This window comes from Microtetraspora sp. NBRC 13810, assembly GCF_030268685.1.
In the GTDB taxonomy this organism is placed as follows: domain Bacteria; phylum Actinomycetota; class Actinomycetes; order Streptosporangiales; family Streptosporangiaceae; genus BSRQ01.
The window spans coordinates 21,116-39,770 of record NZ_BSRQ01000021.1 but is presented as its reverse complement, the minus strand read 5'-3'; the positions used below and the strand labels follow the sequence as shown (position 1 = coordinate 39,770).

Annotated in this window: 16 protein-coding genes; 10 read left to right on the top strand and 6 right to left on the bottom strand. The window is 73.5% G+C overall.

Features of this window, described 5'->3' with window-relative positions:
• Positions 1 to 23: 23 nt before the first annotated feature.
• From QSK26_RS32465 to QSK26_RS32445, 5 genes are all read right to left on the bottom strand, one after another.
• Positions 24 to 860: an ATP-binding cassette domain-containing protein gene (locus tag QSK26_RS32465; RefSeq protein ID WP_285779128.1), complete on the bottom strand. Its 837-nt coding sequence runs from the start codon at positions 858 to 860 to the stop codon at positions 24 to 26.
• Positions 861 to 863: 3 nt separating this feature from the next.
• Positions 864 to 2,828, bottom strand: a complete 1,965-nt coding sequence (locus QSK26_RS32460; RefSeq protein WP_285779127.1) for a dipeptide/oligopeptide/nickel ABC transporter permease/ATP-binding protein — start codon at positions 2,826 to 2,828, stop codon at positions 864 to 866.
• On the bottom strand, positions 2,825 to 3,868 hold the full coding sequence (locus QSK26_RS32455) for an ABC transporter permease (RefSeq protein ID WP_285779126.1): 1,044 nt from the start codon (positions 3,866 to 3,868) through the stop codon (positions 2,825 to 2,827). Before QSK26_RS32455 ends, QSK26_RS32460 begins: the two co-directional genes overlap by 4 nt.
• Entirely contained in the window at positions 3,865 to 5,421 is a 1,557-nt protein-coding gene (locus tag QSK26_RS32450) for an ABC transporter substrate-binding protein (RefSeq protein WP_285779125.1), read from the bottom strand. Before QSK26_RS32450 ends, QSK26_RS32455 begins: the two co-directional genes overlap by 4 nt.
• 226 nt (positions 5,422 to 5,647) lie before the next feature.
• Entirely contained in the window at positions 5,648 to 6,523 is an 876-nt protein-coding gene (locus tag QSK26_RS32445) for a polysaccharide deacetylase family protein (protein ID WP_285779124.1), read from the bottom strand.
• A gap of 55 nt (positions 6,524 to 6,578) precedes the next feature.
• Here QSK26_RS32445 and QSK26_RS32440 point away from each other — a divergent pair, with 55 nt between their 5' ends.
• The 7 genes from QSK26_RS32440 to QSK26_RS32410 all read left to right on the top strand — a co-directional run bounded on the left by QSK26_RS32440 (position 6,579) and on the right by QSK26_RS32410 (position 15,795).
• Complete coding sequence (locus QSK26_RS32440; RefSeq protein WP_285779123.1) at positions 6,579 to 6,956, top strand: MerR family transcriptional regulator; 378 nt, start codon at positions 6,579 to 6,581, stop codon at positions 6,954 to 6,956.
• Between the two features lie 126 nt (positions 6,957 to 7,082).
• A complete protein-coding gene (locus QSK26_RS32435; protein ID WP_285779266.1) occupies positions 7,083 to 7,943 on the top strand; it encodes an alpha/beta fold hydrolase in 861 nt (286 codons plus the stop codon).
• A 284-nt stretch (positions 7,944 to 8,227) separates the two neighbouring features.
• Entirely contained in the window at positions 8,228 to 8,473 is a 246-nt protein-coding gene (locus QSK26_RS32430; protein ID WP_285779122.1) for a hypothetical protein, read from the top strand.
• An 11-nt stretch (positions 8,474 to 8,484) separates the two neighbouring features.
• Positions 8,485 to 9,201, top strand: coding sequence for a hypothetical protein (locus tag QSK26_RS32425; RefSeq protein ID WP_285779121.1), 717 nt, complete (start codon positions 8,485 to 8,487; stop codon positions 9,199 to 9,201).
• A gap of 86 nt (positions 9,202 to 9,287) precedes the next feature.
• Positions 9,288 to 10,253 (top strand): DUF6895 family protein, encoded by a 966-nt coding sequence (locus QSK26_RS32420; RefSeq protein ID WP_285779120.1) that lies wholly within the window; start codon positions 9,288 to 9,290, stop codon positions 10,251 to 10,253.
• Complete coding sequence (locus QSK26_RS32415; protein WP_285779119.1) at positions 10,250 to 11,329, top strand: serine hydrolase domain-containing protein; 1,080 nt, start codon at positions 10,250 to 10,252, stop codon at positions 11,327 to 11,329. Before QSK26_RS32420 ends, QSK26_RS32415 begins: the two co-directional genes overlap by 4 nt.
• A gap of 137 nt (positions 11,330 to 11,466) precedes the next feature.
• Complete coding sequence (locus QSK26_RS32410; RefSeq protein WP_285779118.1) at positions 11,467 to 15,795, top strand: nSTAND1 domain-containing NTPase; 4,329 nt, start codon at positions 11,467 to 11,469, stop codon at positions 15,793 to 15,795.
• Here the strand turns inward: QSK26_RS32410 and QSK26_RS32405 are convergent.
• Positions 15,781 to 16,311, bottom strand: coding sequence for a GNAT family N-acetyltransferase (locus QSK26_RS32405; RefSeq protein WP_352244434.1), 531 nt, complete (start codon positions 16,309 to 16,311; stop codon positions 15,781 to 15,783). The genes QSK26_RS32410 and QSK26_RS32405 overlap by 15 nt on opposite strands.
• Between QSK26_RS32405 and QSK26_RS41965 the strand changes: the two genes are divergently transcribed.
• The 3 genes from QSK26_RS41965 (at position 16,238) to QSK26_RS32395 (ending at position 18,639) form a co-directional block, all read left to right on the top strand.
• Positions 16,238 to 16,789, top strand: a complete 552-nt coding sequence (locus QSK26_RS41965) for a serine hydrolase (protein WP_352244433.1) — start codon at positions 16,238 to 16,240, stop codon at positions 16,787 to 16,789. The two genes, QSK26_RS32405 and QSK26_RS41965, sit on opposite strands and share 74 nt — an antisense overlap.
• A 144-nt stretch (positions 16,790 to 16,933) precedes the next feature.
• Complete coding sequence (locus QSK26_RS32400) at positions 16,934 to 17,719, top strand: IPT/TIG domain-containing protein (protein ID WP_285779116.1); 786 nt, start codon at positions 16,934 to 16,936, stop codon at positions 17,717 to 17,719.
• Between the two features lie 254 nt (positions 17,720 to 17,973).
• The gene (locus QSK26_RS32395; protein WP_285779115.1) at positions 17,974 to 18,639 is read left to right on the top strand and encodes a methyltransferase domain-containing protein; all 666 of its coding nucleotides are present in this window, start codon (positions 17,974 to 17,976) and stop codon (positions 18,637 to 18,639) included.
• The last annotated feature ends 16 nt before the right edge of the window (positions 18,640 to 18,655 follow it).

Here is an 18,655-nt window from a genome sequence, read left to right as displayed (position 1 = left end):
AGGAGCGCCGGGGATTCCGCCCTTCAGCCCTGCCCAGGTGGCCGGCTCGCGGGCACGTGCTCGCCGATCGGGTGCACTCCGGAGGCGACGGGGCCGAGATCGATCGTGGGAGTCGCCGCGAGCAGGGCCCGGGTGTACGGGTGACGGGGGCCGGCGGTCACGTCCTGGGTCGGGCCCTGCTCGACGATACGGCCGTCGCGCATGACCGCGATCCGATCCGCGAGCTGCCGGACCACGGAGAGGTCGTGCGCGATGAACAGGCAGGCCAGACCGAGCCGGTCGCGCAGGTCGCACAGCAGGTTGAGCACCTTCGCCTGCACCGACACGTCGAGCGCGGTGACGGGTTCGTCGCACACGAGCAGGCGGGGCCCCAGGGAGAGCGCCCGGGCGATCGCCACCCGCTGCCGCTGCCCCCCGGACAGTTGCCGGGGCCGGCGCTCGCCCACCCCGGGATCGAGCCCGACGAGGTCCAGCAGTTCGTCCACTCGCGCGGACCGGGACCGGGTGTCGCCGATCCGGTGGATGCGCAGCGGCTCGACGAGGGCCTGCCGTACCGTCTGCCGGGGGCTGAGGGTGAGATACGGATCCTGGAACACCATCTGGATGTGCCGCCGATGCGCCCGCAGCGCCCGGCCCCGGAGGGCGTGCACGTCCACCCCGGCGAAGCGCACCACGCCCGCGCTGGGCCGGCTGAGCCCGGTGATGACGCGCGCGAGCGTCGTCTTGCCGCAGCCCGACTCGCCGACGAGCCCGACGATCTCGCCCTCGCCGACGCGGATGCTGACGTCCTTGACCACGGTCACCCGGTCCCGGCCGAGCGGACCGGCGTAGCCGGCGGTGAGTCGTTCGACCTCCAGCATGGGTCAGAGCCTATCCCGCTCGCGAGCCGTCCCCGGCTGGAGCGCGGTTCCGCCGGGATGGCGGAGGCACGCCGACCGGTGCGCGACGGTGGAGGCCGCTTCCAGGACCGGCCGGTCGTCCGCGCAGGCCGCGACGGCGATCGGGCACCGGGGTGCGAAGGCGCAGCCGCCGGTGTCGTCCGGACCGGCGCCGGAGCGTCCCGGCATGGTGCGGAACCGGGTGCCCGGCGCCGCTCCGGGACGCGGGACGGCGTCGAGCAGGCCACGGGTGTAAGGGTGATCCGGGTTCCCGATCACGGTGGCGAGCGGCCCCGTCTCCACGATCCGCCCGGCGTACATGACGGCCACGCTGTCGGCCAGCCGCGAGATCACCGCGACGTCGTGGCTGACCACGACCATGGCCATGGCCAGTTCGTCGCGCAGCCGTCCGAGCAGGTCGAGCAGTTGCGCCTGCACGGTCACGTCGAGCGCGGAGGTCGGTTCGTCGGCGACGAGCAGCTCCGGCTCACCGGCGAGGGCGATGGCGATCTGCACGCGTTGCCGCATCCCCCCGGAGAGCTGGTGGGGGAACTCACGGGCGATCACCGCGGGGTCGGGGAGACCGGCCAGGCGCAGCAGCTCTTCGCTGACACGGCGGGTGGCCGCCCGCCGCCCACCCCGGCCCGCGTTACGGACGGCCTCGTCGACGTGCGCGCCGACTGTCCGCAAGGGGTTGAGCGCGGCGAGGCTGTCCTGGAAGACCACGCCGACGCGGCGGCCGTTGACCCGGTGCCGCTCGGGCGGCGTGCGGCCCATCAGCTCCAAGGCCCCGGCCCCGCCGCCCAGGGTCGCCGAGCCGGTGACGACCGCACCGGGATCCACCAGGCCGAAGGGGGCCAGCGCCGACGTGGTCTTGCCGCTGCCGGTCTCGCCGACGATGGCCAGGACACGGCCGCGCCGAACCTCGTAGGAGACCCCGGCGACGACCCGGCGAAGCCCGCCGCCGTGCGGATAGCCGGCAGACAGGTCCCGCACGCGCAGCACGACGTCGTCCTCGGCGGAGGCGGCCGGGGCGGCTGAGGTGGCCGGTGACCCGGCCGGCGCCGGGCGGGGGGCGATCGAATGCCGGGGCCGGCGCGCCGGGCGCACCCACCGCAGGATCGAGGGCCGCTCGTCGCCGCCCGCCAGACGTTCCCCGAGCAGGTTGCCGGCGAACACGACGGCCGTGATCGCGATACCCGGCGGGTAGGCCAGCCACCAGGCGGAGGCCAGGTAGGGGCGCCCTTCGATGAGCATCTGACCCCACTCGGCGTGCGGCGGCGGGATGCCGAGGCCGAGGAAGCTCAGCGTGGCCACGCTGAGCACGATGGCGCCGACGTCGGTGCTGGCATACACCAGGCACGGCGCGAGGGCGGGCGGAAGCAGATGCCGGCCGATGACGCGTACGGGCCCGGCGCCGAGCAGCCGCAGAGCGTCGAGATGCGGACTGCCGCGCAGGCCCGCCACCCGGGCGCGCGCGATACGGGCGTACGGTGCCCACGCCCACAGGGACAGCGCGATGACGAGGTTCTCCACACCGGGGCCCCGCACGCCGATGACCGCCAGCGCCACGAGCATCCCGGGCAGGGAGACGGCCATGTCGATCAACCGGGAGATCACCCGGTCGACCCGGCCGCCCAGGTAGCCGGCGACCGTGCCGATGACGACGCCGGCGGCCAGCGAGATCGCCAGGACCGCCGCCGTGACCGCGAGCGAGATACGCGCGCCGTACAGGATCCGGCTGAGCTGATCCCGGCCGAGCTGGTCGGTGCCGAGCAGGTGGTCCGCCGACGGCGGCAGCAGGCCGGCCGCCAGATCGTTGGCCGTCGGATCGGCCGGCGCGAGGACGGGTGCCAGCACGCCCGCGATCGCGAACACGATCAGCGGGAGAGCGACCAGCGTGGTACGCACGGTCGCCGGAAGGCCCCACCGGCGGTGTCCCTGGGTCACGTCGCCTCCTCTCGGGGGCCGGTCCCGCCACGCCGGCTCGGCCGCCGCCCGCGCCCGGCCGCGCGCGGACCCGTGCCGCCGGCGTCCCTGAGGGATCGGGGGTCGATGAGGGCCTGGAGGACGTCGGCGAGGCGGTTCGCCAGAATGAACCCGCCGCCCAGGGCGAGCGCGGCGGCCTGGAGCGCCGGGACGTCCCGGGCCGCCGCCGCATGGACGAAATAGGCCCCGAGACCGGGCCAGCCGAAGATCTGCTCCACGACGACCGTGCCCACCAGCAGACTGCCCACCGTGACTCCGGCCAGGGACAGGATCGGCCCGGCGGCGTTCGGCAGCCCGTCGCGGAGCACGATCGAGACCGGCCCGCTGCCCCGGGCCTGCGCGGCGAGGACGTACGGCTGGTCGAGCGCCTCGCGCAGCGTGACGGCCACCACCCGGCTGAGGGCGCCGGCCGCCGGCAGTCCGAGCACCGCCATCGGCATCACCCAGGTCGCGGGACCTGCCATCCCCGACGTCGGCACCAGGCCCAGGCGCAGGGCCAGCACCAGCACGAGGAGGTAGCTCAGCCAGAACGCCGGCACCGACGTCGCCAGCAGCGCTCCGCCGCGCAGCGCCCCGCGCACCGGGCCACGCCCGAGCACCGCCCCGGCGACGCCGACGGCGACCCCTGCCACGAGGGCCACCGCGGCGGAACCGGCCACCAGCCCGAGCGTCACGCCCATCCGATCGGCGATCTCCGGCCCGACGGGCGTGTTCGTCCGCAGTGACAGCCCGAAGTCGCCGGTGCTCGCGTCGGCGAGCCACCGCACGTACCGCACCGGGGCGGGAGCGTCCAGGCCCAGTTCGGCGCGGACGGCCTCGATCTGTTCCGGGGTGGCGGAACGGCCGGCCCGGGTCGCCGCCAGGATCGCGGCCGGGTCGCCGCGTGCCAGGAGGACGAGCGCGAAGGTGCCGGCGGAGAGCGCGAGGAGCACGCCGGCGGTGTCGACGGCCCACCGCGTGACATAGCGCCCCGCGAAGCGCAGCCGGCCCGGAGCCCTCATCCGACGGTGACCCCGGTCAGTTCCAGGTCGACGTCGGTGGGCGGGACCGTGAAGCCGTGCACGTCGCCGCGGACGGCCCACATCCGTGGCCGGTAGACCAGCGGGACGAACCCGGCGTCGTCGGCCACGGCGTCGTAGAGGTCCTGGTACGCCGCCGACCGGGCGGCGGGGTCGCGGGCGAACAGCGCCTTGTCGACCAGGTCTTCGACGGCCGGCGTCGCCCAGAGCGGCGCCCGTGCGTCACTCGTGAACAGGGACACGATCGAGCTGGAAGGATCGTAGGGCGCGCCGAGGGTCTCGAAGAACGTGATGTCGTACCCGCCTTCCGCGCGTTCGTCGTAGTACGTGGCGGCGTCGACCGGAGTGATCTCGACGGCGACGCCCACCTCCGCGAGGGCCGCGGCGATCGCCGCGGCCATGGTGCGGGGATCGAGCTGCCCCTCGGCCGGAGTCGCGGGAATGAGCAACCGCAGCGACAGCGGCTTTCCGTCCTTGACCCGCGTCTCGCCGTCGAGGGCGTATCCGGCGGCGTCCAGCACGCTGCGGGCGCCGGCCTGGTCGAAGCTCGGTCGCAGATCGGTGCCGGAGTCGGGCACGTCCGGCGGGAACACCCGCCGGGCCGGTTCGGCATGACCGGAGAACAGCGCCTTCGCCAGGGACGCGGTGTCGATCGCCTTGGTGACGGCCTCCCGTACCGCCTTGTCGCCGGCCGGGCCGTCGGGATTGAACCCGAGCAGGATCGAGACGTCCGGCGCGCCGGTGAGCAGCTTGATGTCGTCGCGCCCGCTCAGGGACCGGGCCTCCACGGGCGTGATCGGGGCCAGATATCCGCCGCCGACCAGGTCGAGCTCATCGTTGGCCATGGCGTCGACCCGCGCCTGCGAGTCGGGGATGACCTTGAACTCAAGCCGTTCCAGACGTGGTTTCGTGCCCCAGTAGTCGTCGTTGCGTGCCAGCACGGCGCCGGTGGCGGTGTTGGACACGAGCTTCCAGGCTCCGGTGCCCACCGGGTTCCGGAACGCTCCGTCGGCGGCGACCGACTTCGGGCTGAGCAGCCGGACGGGGCGTACGATCGACATCTCCTGGAGCAGCGGCTCGTACGGCTCGGACAGCGTGAGCAGGACGGTGTCCGGGTCCGGAGCCTCGACCGAGGATATGACCTGCGACGCCCGGAAGAACGAGAAGCGCTCCTTGCCCACCCACCGCTCGAAGTTCCACTTGACGGCGGCGGCGTCGACCGGTGAACCGTCGGTGAAGCGCACGCCGTCACGCAGGTCGAAGGTCACCCGCCTGCCGTCTTCTGCGACGGTCCAGGACTCCGCCAGGCCCGGCTCCAGCCGCCCGTCCTCCCCGTAGCCGACCAGCGGCTCGTAGATGGCGTCGAGCAGCAGGAAGTTCCCGGTGAACGCGTGCGGATCCAGCGCACCCGACTCCGCGCTCAGGCCGATGCGCAGCGTCGTGGACGCGGCGCCGCCGCCGGATTCGGAGCCGCAGGCGCCGGTGAGCGCGATCGACACGGCGAGGGCGGCGAGGAACGGACGCGAACGCGGCATGGACTCTCCAGGGGGCGGTGGCCGGGTGGCGGGGGAGGCACCCCTATGAGTAGTCGGCGGCGCCCCACGGCTGGTTCCCCGCGACTTCCCCCGGACCACTTCGACCGCCCCGCCCCTCCCCGTCGTCGGGACCGGCGTACCCGGCCGCTCTCTGACGTTCGTCCCGGCGGGATGTGCCCTCGCCCCCGCCGGAACGCGACACCGCCGCCGGCGGCGAAGGCCGGGCTCAGCCGGCGGCGATCGTGCCCCGGTAGTGCTCGGCGATCTCGTCGCTGGTGGTCAGCCAGACGTCCGGCCGGGACGCCAGGTACTCCAGCGCCTGGTCCAGGTACTTGTGCCGGAACGGCTGGCCGATCACGAACGGGTGCAGGGCCAGCGCCATCACCCGGCCGCCGTGCTCCGCGTCGGCGCTCAGCTGCTCGTACTGGTCCCGCACGATCTGCACGAACTCCGGCCCCGTGGTGCCCTTGCCGAACAGGAGCAGGTCGTTGAGCTCGACCGAGTACGGGACGCTGATCATGCCGGGCACGTTCAGCCGGTAGGGCTGGTCGTCGTTGGTCCAGTCCAGCACGTAGCCCAGGCCGAGCTCGGCGAGCAGCGACGGGGTGTGGAACGTCTCGGTGAGCCCCGGTCCCATCCAGCCGCGGGGCCGCCGGCCGGTGGCGTCGGCGATGGTGTCGACGACCTCGGTGAGGAAGCGGCGTTCCTCGTCGCGGGACATGCCGGCCTGCAGGATCGAGTTGGTCCGCCCGTGCGCCAGCCAGGCCCAGTTCCGGCGCAGACCCGCCTCGATGATCTGCGGGTAGCGGCCGGCGACGTCGGAGTTCAGCAGCACGCTCGCCCGGATGCCGTGCCGGTCCAGGCTCTCCATCGTGCGCCAGACGCCGACCCGGACCCCGTAGTCCCGCCAGCCGTAGTTGAGCGCGTCGGGCACCAGGTCGGCCGTGCCCGCCCAGATGCTGGTGGACGGGCGGTCGATCAGGAAGTGCTCGATGTTGAGCCCGATGTAGACGGCGACCCGGGCGCCGCCGGGCCAGTCGATCGGGGGACGCCCGACGATCGGGTTGTAGTCGAAGAGCTCGTTCTCCACGGTGTTCGTCATGCTGCCACGGTAAAAGCTAACATCGATGTCAGATTCAACCCGTGGGGGAGGGCACGTGCGGATCGGTGAGCTGGTACGGCGTACCGGGGTGAGCGAGCGGTCGCTGCGCTACTACGAGCAGCAGGGGTTGCTGGTGTCCGACCGCACCCCCGGCGGCCACCGGGAGTATCCCGAGCAGGCGGTCGAACGGGTCATCCGCATCCAGGAGCTGTTCGCCGCGGGCCTGAACAGCAAGAAGATCGCCCACCTGCTGCCGTGCATGCGGGACGCGGACGGCGGCCCCTCGGAGATCGCCACCCCCAGGCTGGTCGCCGAGCTGTCCGTGGAACGCGACCGCATCGACCGCATGATCTCCGAACTCGCCAACTCGCGCGACGTACTCGACGAGGTGATCAACGCGGCATCCCACGACCCCCGGCGGGGGCATTCGTAGGACCCGCCGCGCCGGGCGCCGGTTCGCGGCCGGCGGGGCAGGCCCGTGTCAGCGAAGACGACGGCAGCCCCGGAGGGGATGCTCCAGGTCTCACATCAAAGCCGGCGCACGGGGAATACGGCGGTGATGTTCGACGACTTCAAAGCCGAGTTCATCGATGTCGAAGAGGCGTCCGTCTTCGTCCGCCACGGCGGGGACGGCCCGCCCGTACTGCTGCTCCACGGACATCCCAGAACCTCGGCGACCTGGCATCGCGTCGCCCCTCTGCTCGCCGGGCGGAGGTTCACCGTCGTGTGTCCCGACCTGCGAGGGTACGGCCGGTCACGTGGACCGGCGCCCACCGCGGACCATGCCGCCCACGCCAAGCGGGCCGTCGCGAAGGACCTGGCGGCGCTGATGCGTTCGCTCGGACACACGCGGTACGCGGTCGCCGGTCACGACCGCGGTGGCGCCGTCGCCCTGCGGCTCACCCTTGATCATCCCGGTGCGGTGTCACGGGCCGCGTTCCTGGACTGCCTGCCCATCAGCGAGCACCTGTCGCGCGTCAACGCGCGGTTCGCGACGCAGTGGTGGCACTGGTTCTTCTTCGCCCAGCCGGACGTTCCCGAACGCGTCATCAACGCGGACCCGGACGCCTGGTACCGGGGCGACCCGCGGACCATGGGCCAGGAGAACTACGACGAATGGCGGCAGGCCACCAGGAACCCCGGCGTGGTACGGGCCATGCTGGAGGACTACCGGGCCGGACTCACGATCGACGCGCGTCACGAGGAGGCCGACCGCGCCGCCGGGGTGCGGGTGTCCTGCCCCGCCCTGGTGCTGTGGTCGCTGCGGGACGACCTCGAAGACCTGTATGGCGACCCGCTGAGGATCTGGCGGCAGTGGGCCGGGGACGTACGCGGCCACGGGATCGACTCCGGCCACCACATGGCCGAGGAGGCTCCGGAGGACCTCACCGCCTCCCTCGCCGGATTCCTCGCGAACTGACCGCGGCCCGCTCCGTCCGGCGGCCACCCTGAGGGATCGCTCAGCGGGCACCCGCCGGGCGGCCGGCCTTGATGGGCATGCCGGTGGCCCGCAGCCTGGTTGCGCGGTGGCGTCATCCGGCATGACCGCCCCGACATGTGAATAAAAAACACGACATGCAGAACGTGAGCGCTTCCTTATTCCTTCCTCTTCCGTTACTCCTTGCCGGGAAAAGGTTACGTCTTCGCAGGTCAAGGGGATTGTTGAATGGTCAAGGGAAATTCTCGAGGTAGGAGGGAAAACACATGTCCGTGCGAGATGTGCCGGCGTTCGCCCACGTGGTGCCGACGGCTCAGGAGCGGATCGAGGTCCAGGCGCTTCTCACCGAGGGGGAGGCGCCGAGCAGCCACGGGCCGGGTTCGGAGCGCGGAGCGGCGCTGGTGCTGCTGTTGCTCGCCACGCTGCTGTCGGCCGACCCGGACCGGGATGAGCCGGTCGAGGACGCCTTCGGCGGCGTGGTGCAGAATCTGGCCTGCGCGGCGCTGTTCTGAGGCCGTCACCGATGCCGATCACGTCTGCGCCGACACCGGGCACGGTCGGTCCCGCCGTCCATCTGCTGGCGGGCGCGTTGACCCGGGCACTGCTGGAAGAAGGCGACGGTTTCCGGCTGGGCCGGTTCCTCGCGGACTCGGGTGACCGGTCCGCGGGGCTGGCCGCCGTGCGGGTGCTGGGCGCGGACGTGCTCACCCCGTTCGTCCTGAAAGGGCTCCCCCTGCCAGGTGAGGACGCGGCACTGATCGAGGCTGCGGTGCGGGTGTACCCCGCACCGCAGGACCAACCGCGCGAGACCGCCCTGTGGCGGGTCCGCGAGGCGGCGCTGGTACGCGCGCTGGCGGCACTCGGCGTGGACGCCTCCGGCTGGGAGGGCCTGACCCCCGTCCGACCGGCCCGGCAGCCGCCGGCTCCGGAGTGGGTGCCACTGGCCGTCGACCTGGTACGGCTGGCCTGCGCGGCACCGCCCTTCACGGACGCGACCGTACGGGAGGAACTGGCCCGCCGCCGCCTCGACCTCACCCGGGGCCTGGTGCGCGCGCTGCTGCGCAGGGACGCGCTCAGCGCGGCCCGGCTGGCGCGGTGGCTCACCTTCGACGCCGTCACGGCCCGCCCGCCGCTGCTGGCGCCGGCGCTGGAACACCTGGAGATCGTCGGCGCGGACGACGCCCGGGTGCTGCTGGAGACCACCATCGCCCGGCGCACGATGACCCGCCCGCCGGCCTGACCTCGCCGCTCAGACCCGTCCCGGCGCGACCGGCGCCGGCCACCCGGGACGGCACACCGATCAGGACACGACGGTAGAGAGAGGACATGCGGAACATGGGAACGGGGACGCGGGACACCATGGACGCCGTCGCGATCCGCCTGGCTCAGCAGGTCGGCGACAGGGCGGTGGCCTGGCTGGGAAGCATGCGCACCGGTTTCACCCTCGCCCGCGACGTGCCCGACGAACGGATCGGCGGCGACGGGCTGAAGTCGCTGGCCGAACTCGCCCTCGCGGCCGGGCTGGTACGCCGGGAGGCGGTGGCCGGCCCCAGGTGCGCGCAGACCGCCCAGGGACTGCTCGACTTCGCCTGGCGGGAGTTCGACGAGGGCGACCTGCTGTACCGGTTGCAGGCCCACACCCCGGCGGCCACCCACCCGATCGAGATCTACTCGCTGTTCGCCGCCGCCGGCTACCGCCACGAGCGCCTGGACCGGCTGGCCGGGCACCTGCTCGGCCTGCGCGCGTCCCGGGTGATCGAGCACGTGCCCAACCGCCGGCTGGCCGTGGTCGCCGCCGCCACCAGGATCGGCGTGCCCGTGCACGACGACGTCGACGCCCTGATCGCGCAGACCTGGCTCGGCGGCACCCCGGAGCCCTGGATGCTGGACGCGAACAACGCCTACGGCGTCACGCACACCGTGTTCCACCTGACCGACTGGGGCAGCCGTCCCGAAGGGCTGCCCGACCGGCTCCAGGACTACCTTCACCTGTGGTTGCCGGTGTGGACCGAGGTGTTCTGCGAGACGCGGTTCTGGGATCTGCTGCTGGAGTTCCTGATCGTCGGGACGTGTCTGCAGCGCCCCCTCTTCTTCCCGTCCGTGTGGGAGCGGGTCGCCGAGGCCCAGCACGCCGACGGCATGGTCCCCAACGGCCTGACGGTGCCCCCCGCGGATTCCCGGGCCGCCTGGCTGAACCACCACCATCCCACCGTCGTCGCCGCCGTCGCCGGCACCCTGGCCGTCTCGCGCGCCCTCACCGTCCCGGCCGCGTCCGCGGGAGGCGCCGGGTGAGCGACTCCGCCACGATCACCACCCTGCTCACCGGGGCCGTGGAGTCCCTGGTCGCCGAGCGGCACACGCCCGCGGCGGCGGGGGTCGCCCTGCGCGAGGCCGGGGAGGTCGTCGTCACCGCCGGCCACCGCACCCGTCCCCGGGCCGGACATCCCCAGCCGGCGGCGGTGGGGCCGGGCACCCGGTTCGCCCTGGGCTCGATCACCAAGACCTTCACCACGTTGCTGCTCGCCGAGATGGCCGTCCGCGGCGAGGTGAGCTACGACGACCCGATCCAGGCCCATCTGCCGCCCGAGGCGGTGTCCCGCCACGGGCCGCCGATCACGCTCGCCCACCTCGCCACGCACGGCGCCGGACTTCCCAGGCTCCCTCCCGGGTTCCACCGCCGGGCGCTGCGCGACCGGCGGGACCCCTACGCCCGCTACGACGCGGAGGACCTGGGACGGGCCACCGCCCGCCTGCGCCCGCACCGTACGCCGCCGCCGGTGAGCTACTCCACCTTCGGCATCGGGCTGCTCGGCCACCTGCTCTCCCGCGCCGCCCGCAAGCCCTACGCCGACCTGCTCGCCGAACGGATCCTGACCCCGCTGGGCATGCGGGACACCTCCATCCCCACCGACGACGTCCTCGCCCGTGACGCCGCCCACGGGCACCGCCGCGGTCGCCCCGTACCCCACTGGCACTTCGACGTCATGGCCCCGGCCGGCGCCCTGTACTCCACCGGCGCCGACATGCTCCGCTACCTGCGGGCCCAGGTGCGGCCCGACGCCACCCCCGCCCCTCTCGCCGTGGCGATCACGGCCACACAGCGGCCACGGCGCGCCTGCCCGCGCGGCTCGAACAGCGTGGGGCTGGGATGGAACATCCGGGACCTGCGCGGTCACACCCTGGCCTGGCACAGCGGAGGCACCGGCGGGTTCACCGCGTTCGTCGGCTTCAGCCCCGACGCCGAGGCCGGCGTGGCCGTCCTCGCCAACGCCACCCCGACGTTCCGCCGGCCCGTCATCCACGCCGCAGGACGCCTCTTCGGCAAGGTCTGCCGCCGCAGGGGGCGTCCCGGCGGCGCCTTCTCCTGACCAGGACGACCGGCCTCCGGTGATTACTCATACATGCGTTCCGGTGGCACTGGGTGAGGTTGATGCGATAACCCTTGGTTCACTGAGGCATCGCCTCGTGGTCGGAAACGAGAGTCAACCGGGCGGCGGGGACGGGCATGCGGAACGACGACGTCCAGGAGCCGGGCGAAGGGCCGGGCGGCTCCGGCCGGGCCCGGGACCAGGCGCGGCGCGGGGCGCGGGTCTGGGTGACGGGGCTGGCGCGCCGGACCGGACAGGCGACGCCTCGGGTGCTGCTGGTGGGGTTGTGCGCGGGAGCGCTCGCGCCGCTGGCGGTGGCCGGGCTGGAGTTGCCCCTCGTGCTGGCGGGCGCGGGCGTGGCGGGCTCGGTGGGCGCGAACCTGCTGACCGAGGTGGTGAGCAAGGCCCTGGCGGCGGCACGCGAGCGCGGCCACGGGGAGCCGCCGACGGCGGCACAGGTGGAACCGGAGCTCGCGGCCCGGCTGGAGGAGGCCCTGCGGGGCGAGGGCGGACCGGCGCTCGCCGGGACGCTGGCCGGGGTGCTGGAGGAGGTGGGGGCCGCGCAGGCGGTGCTCGCCGAGGCCGTTCGGCGTGGCGACGAGCGGCTGCTGGCCGAACTCGTCGAGGGTTTCGCCGAGCTGGGCGGGCAGATGGCCGGGTTCGCGCCGCTGCTGGGGCAGTTGGAGAGCGCGGCGGTGCGGATCCAGGGGGCGTTGCACCGTCAGGACGCCGAGCATCGTCATGATCGCCGCCGGACCGAGCAGCAGCTGATGATGCTGGCGGCGTTGCACGAGCAGGTGGCTCTCCTGCATCGGCGTCTTCCGGCCGTGACCGGGCGGAAACCCGAGGCCGCGGTGTGGGCGGGCGGATGCCCGTACCAGGGTCTGGTGCCGTTCGGCGCGGCGCAGGCGGAGGTCTTCCACGGGCGGGGTCAGGCCACGGTACGGCTGGCGGCGATGGTCGCGGCGCGGGTCGAGGACCCGGGACTGGTGGTGGTGACGGGCGCCTCGGGCGCGGGGAAGTCCTCGCTGGTGCAGGCCGGGCTGCTGCCGGGTCTCGCCCGCGGGCTGGTGGCGGGCCTGCCGTCGGCGTCCCAGTGGCCGCAGCTCGTCCTCACACCGACCGCGCGGCCGTTGCGGGAACTGGCGACGCAACTCGCGGTCCGCTGCGGAGCCGACCCGGACGCGGTGTTGGAGGAGCTGCGGCAGGATCCCGCCCGGGCCGCCGGGAGGGCCGGGCAGGTGCTGGTGGCCGACGCCGTACGGCGGGGCGAGCAGGGCGGGACACTCCTGGCGGGCCCGCGACGGCTGGTCGTGGTGGTCGACCAGTTGGAAGAGGTGTTCACCCAGGTGCCGGAAGGCGACCGGTCAGGACGGGACCGGGAGCGGTTCCTGGCCGCGTTGCACGCGATCGCCACCCTGCCCGCCCGCTCGGAGGGCGAACCGGCGGGAGTCGTGGTCGTGGTGGTGCGGGGTGACTTCGTCGACCGGTGCGCCACCCACCTCGAACTCGCCCGCGCGCTGGAGGAGCGGGTGTTCGTGCTCGGGCCGATGAGCGGCGACGAGCTGACCCGGGCCATCACCGGCCCGGCCGCCGCGGCGGGCCTGCACGTGGAGGACGGGCTGGCCGAGCAGGTCGTGCGGGAGCTGACCGGCCACACGCGCGACGCCCCTGGCACGGGGCTGCTGCCGCTGCTGTCGCTGGCCATGACGCGCACCTGGGACAACCGGGAGGACGACCGCCTGACCCGGCACGGCTACGACCGCACCGGCGGGGTCGCCTTCGCCGTACGGGCCACCGCCGAGGACGCCTACACCGGCCTGGACGACGAGGACCGGCAGGTGGCCCGGCGGGTCCTGCTCCTGCTGACCGCCACCGGCCCGGACGGACGGGTGATACGACGGCGCGTCCCGCACGACGAACTCCTCCAGGCATGCGGATCGGCGGCCCGGGACGCGGTGGAACGGGTCATGAAGGCGTTCACCGCCTCCCGGCTGATGGTGACCGGCCACCAGGGCGGGGCCGTCGAGATGGCCCACGACGTGCTGCTCACCACCTGGCCACGGCTGACCGGCTGGCTCGCCGAGGACCAGGCCGAGCGGGCGGTCTACACCGAACTCGTCACGGACGCCCGGGAATGGGACCGGAAGGACCGTGACCCCTCGTTCCTGTACCGGGGAGCACGCCTGGAAGCGGCCCGCCGCGCCCGATCGCACTGGCAGGCCGACCCCGGCCACCATCCCGCCCTCCCCGCGTACGCCGACGACTTCCTGCACGCCGGCGAGCGCGCCGCCGTACGCACCCGCCGCCGGTGGCAGGGCGCGTTCACCGCCCTGACCTTCCTGCTCGTCGTGGCCCTGACCGCCGCCACCCTGGCTGTCCTGTCCGGCCGGGAGAACGACCACCAGCGCGCGCTCGCGCTGTCCCGCGACCTGTCCGCGCAGAGCGAGAGGCTGGCCCGCGACCCCGCCACCTCGGCGCGGCTGGCCACCGCCGCCGCGCGCGTCGCCCGGACCGAAGAGGCCCGCGTCAGCATGGCCGGCGTGCTGGGCAGACCCGGCCGCGCCATTCTCACCGGCACGGACAACCTGCTCTCCGTCGCGTTCAGCCCCGACGGGCGCACCCTGGCCGCGGGCGGGAACGACGACATGGTGCGGCTGTGGGACGTGGCGACCCGCCGCCCGCTCGCCACGCTCGCCGGCCACACCGACGCCGTGTGGTCGGTGGCGTTCAGCCCCGACGGGCGCACGCTCGCCAGCGCGGGTGACGACGGCACGGTCCGGCTGTGGGACGTGGCCGCCCGCCGCCCGCTCGCCACGCTCACCGGCCACGGCGGCAACGTGCTGACGGTGGCCTTCGACCCCGACGGGCGCACGCTCGCCAGCGGGGGCGACGACGACACGGTGCGGTTGTGGGACGTGGCGACCCGCCGCCCGCTCGCCACGCTCAGCGGCCACCGCGACACCGTCTCGTCCGTGGCGTTCAGCCCGGACGGGCGCACCCTGGCCAGCGGCGGTTTCGACCGCAAGGTACGGCTGTGGGACGTGGCCACCCGCAGGCAGACCGGCACACTCGCCCGTCACGCAAAGGGCGTGTGGTCGGTGGCGTTCAGCCCGGACGGGCACACCCTCGCCAGCGGGTCCAGCGACAGGACGGTGCTGCTGTGGGACGTCGCCGCCCGTGAGGCGCTGGCGGAGTTCACCGGCCACACCCACACCGTCCATTCGGTGACCTTCAGCCCGGACGGCCGCCTGATGGCCAGCTCAGCGGGCGAGGGGAAGATACGGCTGTGGGACACGGCGAGCCGCAGCCTGCAGGGCCTCCCGATCGAGGCCCACACCGACGCGGTGCTCTCGGTGCGGTTCAGCCCCGACGGGCGCACCCTGGCCAGCGCCTCCCGCGACGACACCGCGCGGCTGTGGGACGTCACGGTCGGGCGCCCCTCCGGTCCTCCGCTCACCGAGCACACCCGCGCCGTGTGGGCCGTCGCCTACAGTCCCGACGGGCGCACCCTGGCCACTTCCTCCGCCGACGGGACGATACGGCTGTGGGACGCGGCCGGCCGCCGGCCGATCGGCACCCCGCTCACCGGCCACGGCGACCTGGTGATGACGGTGGCGTTCAGCCCGGACGGGCGCACCCTGGCCAGCGGCGGATTCGACGACAAGGTGCGGCTGTGGGATGTGCGCACGCGCCGGCAGGTGGGCGTCCCGCTCGCCGGGCACACGCACAACGTGCTCTCGGTGGAGTTCGGTCCCGACGGGCGGACCCTGGTCAGCGGCTCCGACGACGGGACCATCCGGCTGTGGGACGTGGCCACGCGGCGGCAGATCGGCGCCCCGCTCGACGACCACACCCGCGGCGTGCAGGCGGTGGCGTTCAGCCCGGACGGGCGCACCCTGGCCAGCGGCGCCGCCGACGGGACGACGCGGCTGTGGAACATGACGGCCCGCCGCCCGGTCGGCGTCCCGCTCGACGACCACACCGGCGGCGCCGTGTGGTCGGTCAGGTTCAGCCCGGACGGGCGCACCCTGGCCCGCGCGGCGGTCGACGGGACGGCACGGCTGTGGGACGTGGCCACCCGCCGCCCGATCGGCACCCCGATGAGCCACGTCAACGACGTGCTGTGGATGACCTTCAGTCCGGACGGGACCACCCTGGCCAGCGCCACCGGCGACGGATCGGTGCGGCTGTGGGACGTGGAGACCCAGCGGCAGATCGGGGATCCGCTCTTCGGCCACATCGGCCACGTGCTGAAGATGGCGTTCAGCCCGGACGGACGCACCCTGGCCTCCGGTGGCTTCGACGCGACCCTGCGGTTCTGGAAGGTGGGCCTGCCCGCCGACGTGCCCGCGGCCGTCTGCGCCATCGCCCACCGGCCTCTCACCCCAGAGGAATGGAACCACCACCTGAAGGGTGAGGAATACCGCACGACCTGCCCCTCCGCACCCTCACCCAAGCCCTGACCGCCCACTCCCTCCGCCATGTCCCGATGTCCGGAGGGCCTGGCGCTCAGCTGAGTCGTCCGGCGTCCAGCGCAGCGTCAGGTCGGGCAGGTTCTCCATGTTCTGGTGGCCGTCGCTCTCGTCGACGACCTTGAAGCCGTGGCGCTCGTAGAACGCGCGGGCGTCGGTGTTCGCCTGGAAGACGTACAGCGAGATCCCGTCGGGGCTGTGCCGTCTGACCTCGTCGAGCAGGAGCGTGCCGATGCCCTGGCGGCGGACGTCCGGTCGCAGATAGAGGTGCTCGAGCGTGTCTCCCGCGAGGGCGGCATAGCCGAGGACCTCCGCGTCGCGCACCGCCACCCACGTGTGCGACGTGCGCAGGACTTCCTCGATCCACCGGGTGACCTGGTCGTGACTGCGCCTCTGCGGCGGCAGGTACGGCATCGTCGCCACGCGGGACGTCATGTGGATGTGTGCGATCACCTCCGCGTCCGCCTCATCCGCGCGCCGGATTCCGATCCTGCCGAGACCACTCACGGCCACAGAACCTACTGACCGGCCGATCCGCACGCCACCGGATAAACCGGTGGCGGTGCGGCCCGTGGGTGGGACACCCGGCTGGGACCGGATGTGCGCCGCGATCGCAGACGCCGTGCCCTGGTGGGAGCCCGGCACCGTGACCGCCTATCACGCTCAGTCCTTCGGTTACGTCGTCGGCGAGGTCGTGCGCCGGGCGACCGGCAGGCGGATCTCCGAGGTGCTGCGCGCGGAGGTGGCCGAGCCGCTGGGCGCCGCGACTACGCCACCTTCGACCGCCTCGCCACGGTGGCCCTCCAGGCGCTGCCGGGCTGACCGGAGTACGGCGTGGGCGTGGCCCGCTGGCCAGGTTGGGCCAACCGGGCACCGCCTGGCCGAAGGACCTTGCCCGGGTTCTGGCACGGGGGCACCATCGGGCGGGCGAGATGGACATCGAGACGATCCCTCGGGGAGCGCGTCACGACCGGGTCCGCCATAGGGGGGATGGGCCTTCCCGCTGACGGCAGGGGCGTTTTCCCATGCCAGGTGGGTGCGGATCTCGCCTGTTCGCCGTGCCGTCACGGATGTTCCCGGCCACAGGGCGGGGCCGGGACGGCGCGTAACCATGGGAGGAAGATCAACGATGCGCTTATCCACCTCGGGACGTGCACGGCGGCTCGGCCGCCTGGCGACACTGGCCGCCGCGGCGCTCCTGGCCATGGCCGGCGGCGTCGCCCTGTCGCCCGCGGCGCACGCCCAGGACTGCGAAGTCGGCGGCGTCACCCCCAACACGGGCCCGACCGGCGGCGGTACCGCGGTCACCATCACGGGCGACGGCTTCCTGGACACCGCCTGCCATCCGTACGGGGTGAGCGAGGTCGAGTTCGGCGACAACCTGGCGACCTCGGTGACCGTCGTCAACGACACCACGATCACCGCCACCACGCCGCCCGGGACCGGTACGGTCAATGTGACCGTGCTGGGCTTCGGCAGTTTCTACACCCTTTTCGACGGGTTCTCCTACACCGACGCGGGCGGCTCCGCCGACATCGACGTGGACCTGGGCGCCCAGCCCCATGTGGGCATCCTGGTGCCTTATCTGCGCTACACCCTGACCGCCCGCAACACCGGCCCCGACGCGGTCGCCTCCGCCACCCTCACCGCCACCCTGCCCCCGGGGACTTCGGCGACCAACCTGTCGCCCGGCTGCACCACCGCCGCCGGGAAGGTCACCTGCGCCTACGGCGCCATCGCCGACGGGACCTCGGCCGCCAAGTCCTTCCGGGTGCCGCTGTCGCTGTTGTCCCTGGGCCAGGCCACCGTCACCGGCGTGCGCACCACCAGCGCCCCGGCCGACCCCGACCCGGCCAACGACAACGCCGCCACCACCTGCACCGTCATCTCCGTCGTCCTGGTCACCTGCACCTGACCGAGACGACGCCGGGCACGGCCGTAGTGATCGGCCCTGGGGAAGAGCGGGCTCCAGCCACCGTTTCGGTGCGGCGGCGGAGCCCGTGCTTCGGTGCGGCCGGGGGAGCTCGCGCTTCGGCGATCCGTTCGCCTGCGGCGGTGGTGTGCGCCTCCGAACGGGGGATCATCTTGCCTGGGGGAGTTCTCCGGGCCACCGTGACCTGCCCCGCGCGAGGATGTGCGGTAGTGGAGGACCTGTCGCGAGGAGCAGGAGTGATCATCACGTCTCGGTCGTTCGGCGAGTACCGTGCGATGTTCGCGCTCGGCGACGGTGATCTGCGCGGTGTCGTGCTCGACTGCGGGGGCGGCGCCTCCAGCTTCGCCGCGGGGGCCGCCGGCGCCGGGGCCAGGGTCGTGGCGGCCGACCCCGGCTATGCCCACGGCCCGGACGTGCTCGCCGGCCTGCTGCGTGGCGATCAGGAGCGGGCCCGCGCGATGGTGCGCGCGAACGCGGACCGGTTCGTGTGGGACTGGTACGGCACGGCGGAACGGTACGGCGAGGTGAGATCGGCCGCCGGCGTCGAGTTCATCGCCGACCTGCGCCGGCGGCCGGGCTCCTACCTGGCGGCGGCCCTGCCATGTCTCCCGTTCGCGGACGGCAGCGTCGACCTGGTGTTGTGCTCGCACCTGCTGTTCACCTGGGCCGACCGGTTCGACCTGGCATGGCACAGGGCCGCGATCCTGGAGATGAGCCGGGTGTGCCGCGGCGAGGTCAGGATCTTCCCGATCGTGCACCGGGGCGCGGGTGAACGGGTGATGTTCCTCGACCGGTTGCGTGTCGATCTGGAGGCCGCGGGCCTGAGCAGTGAGATACGCCGGGTGCCGTACGAGTTCCAGCGCGGCGCCGACCGGCTTCTCGCGGTGGGCGCTCACCGCTGACAGGGGTGCCCGTGGT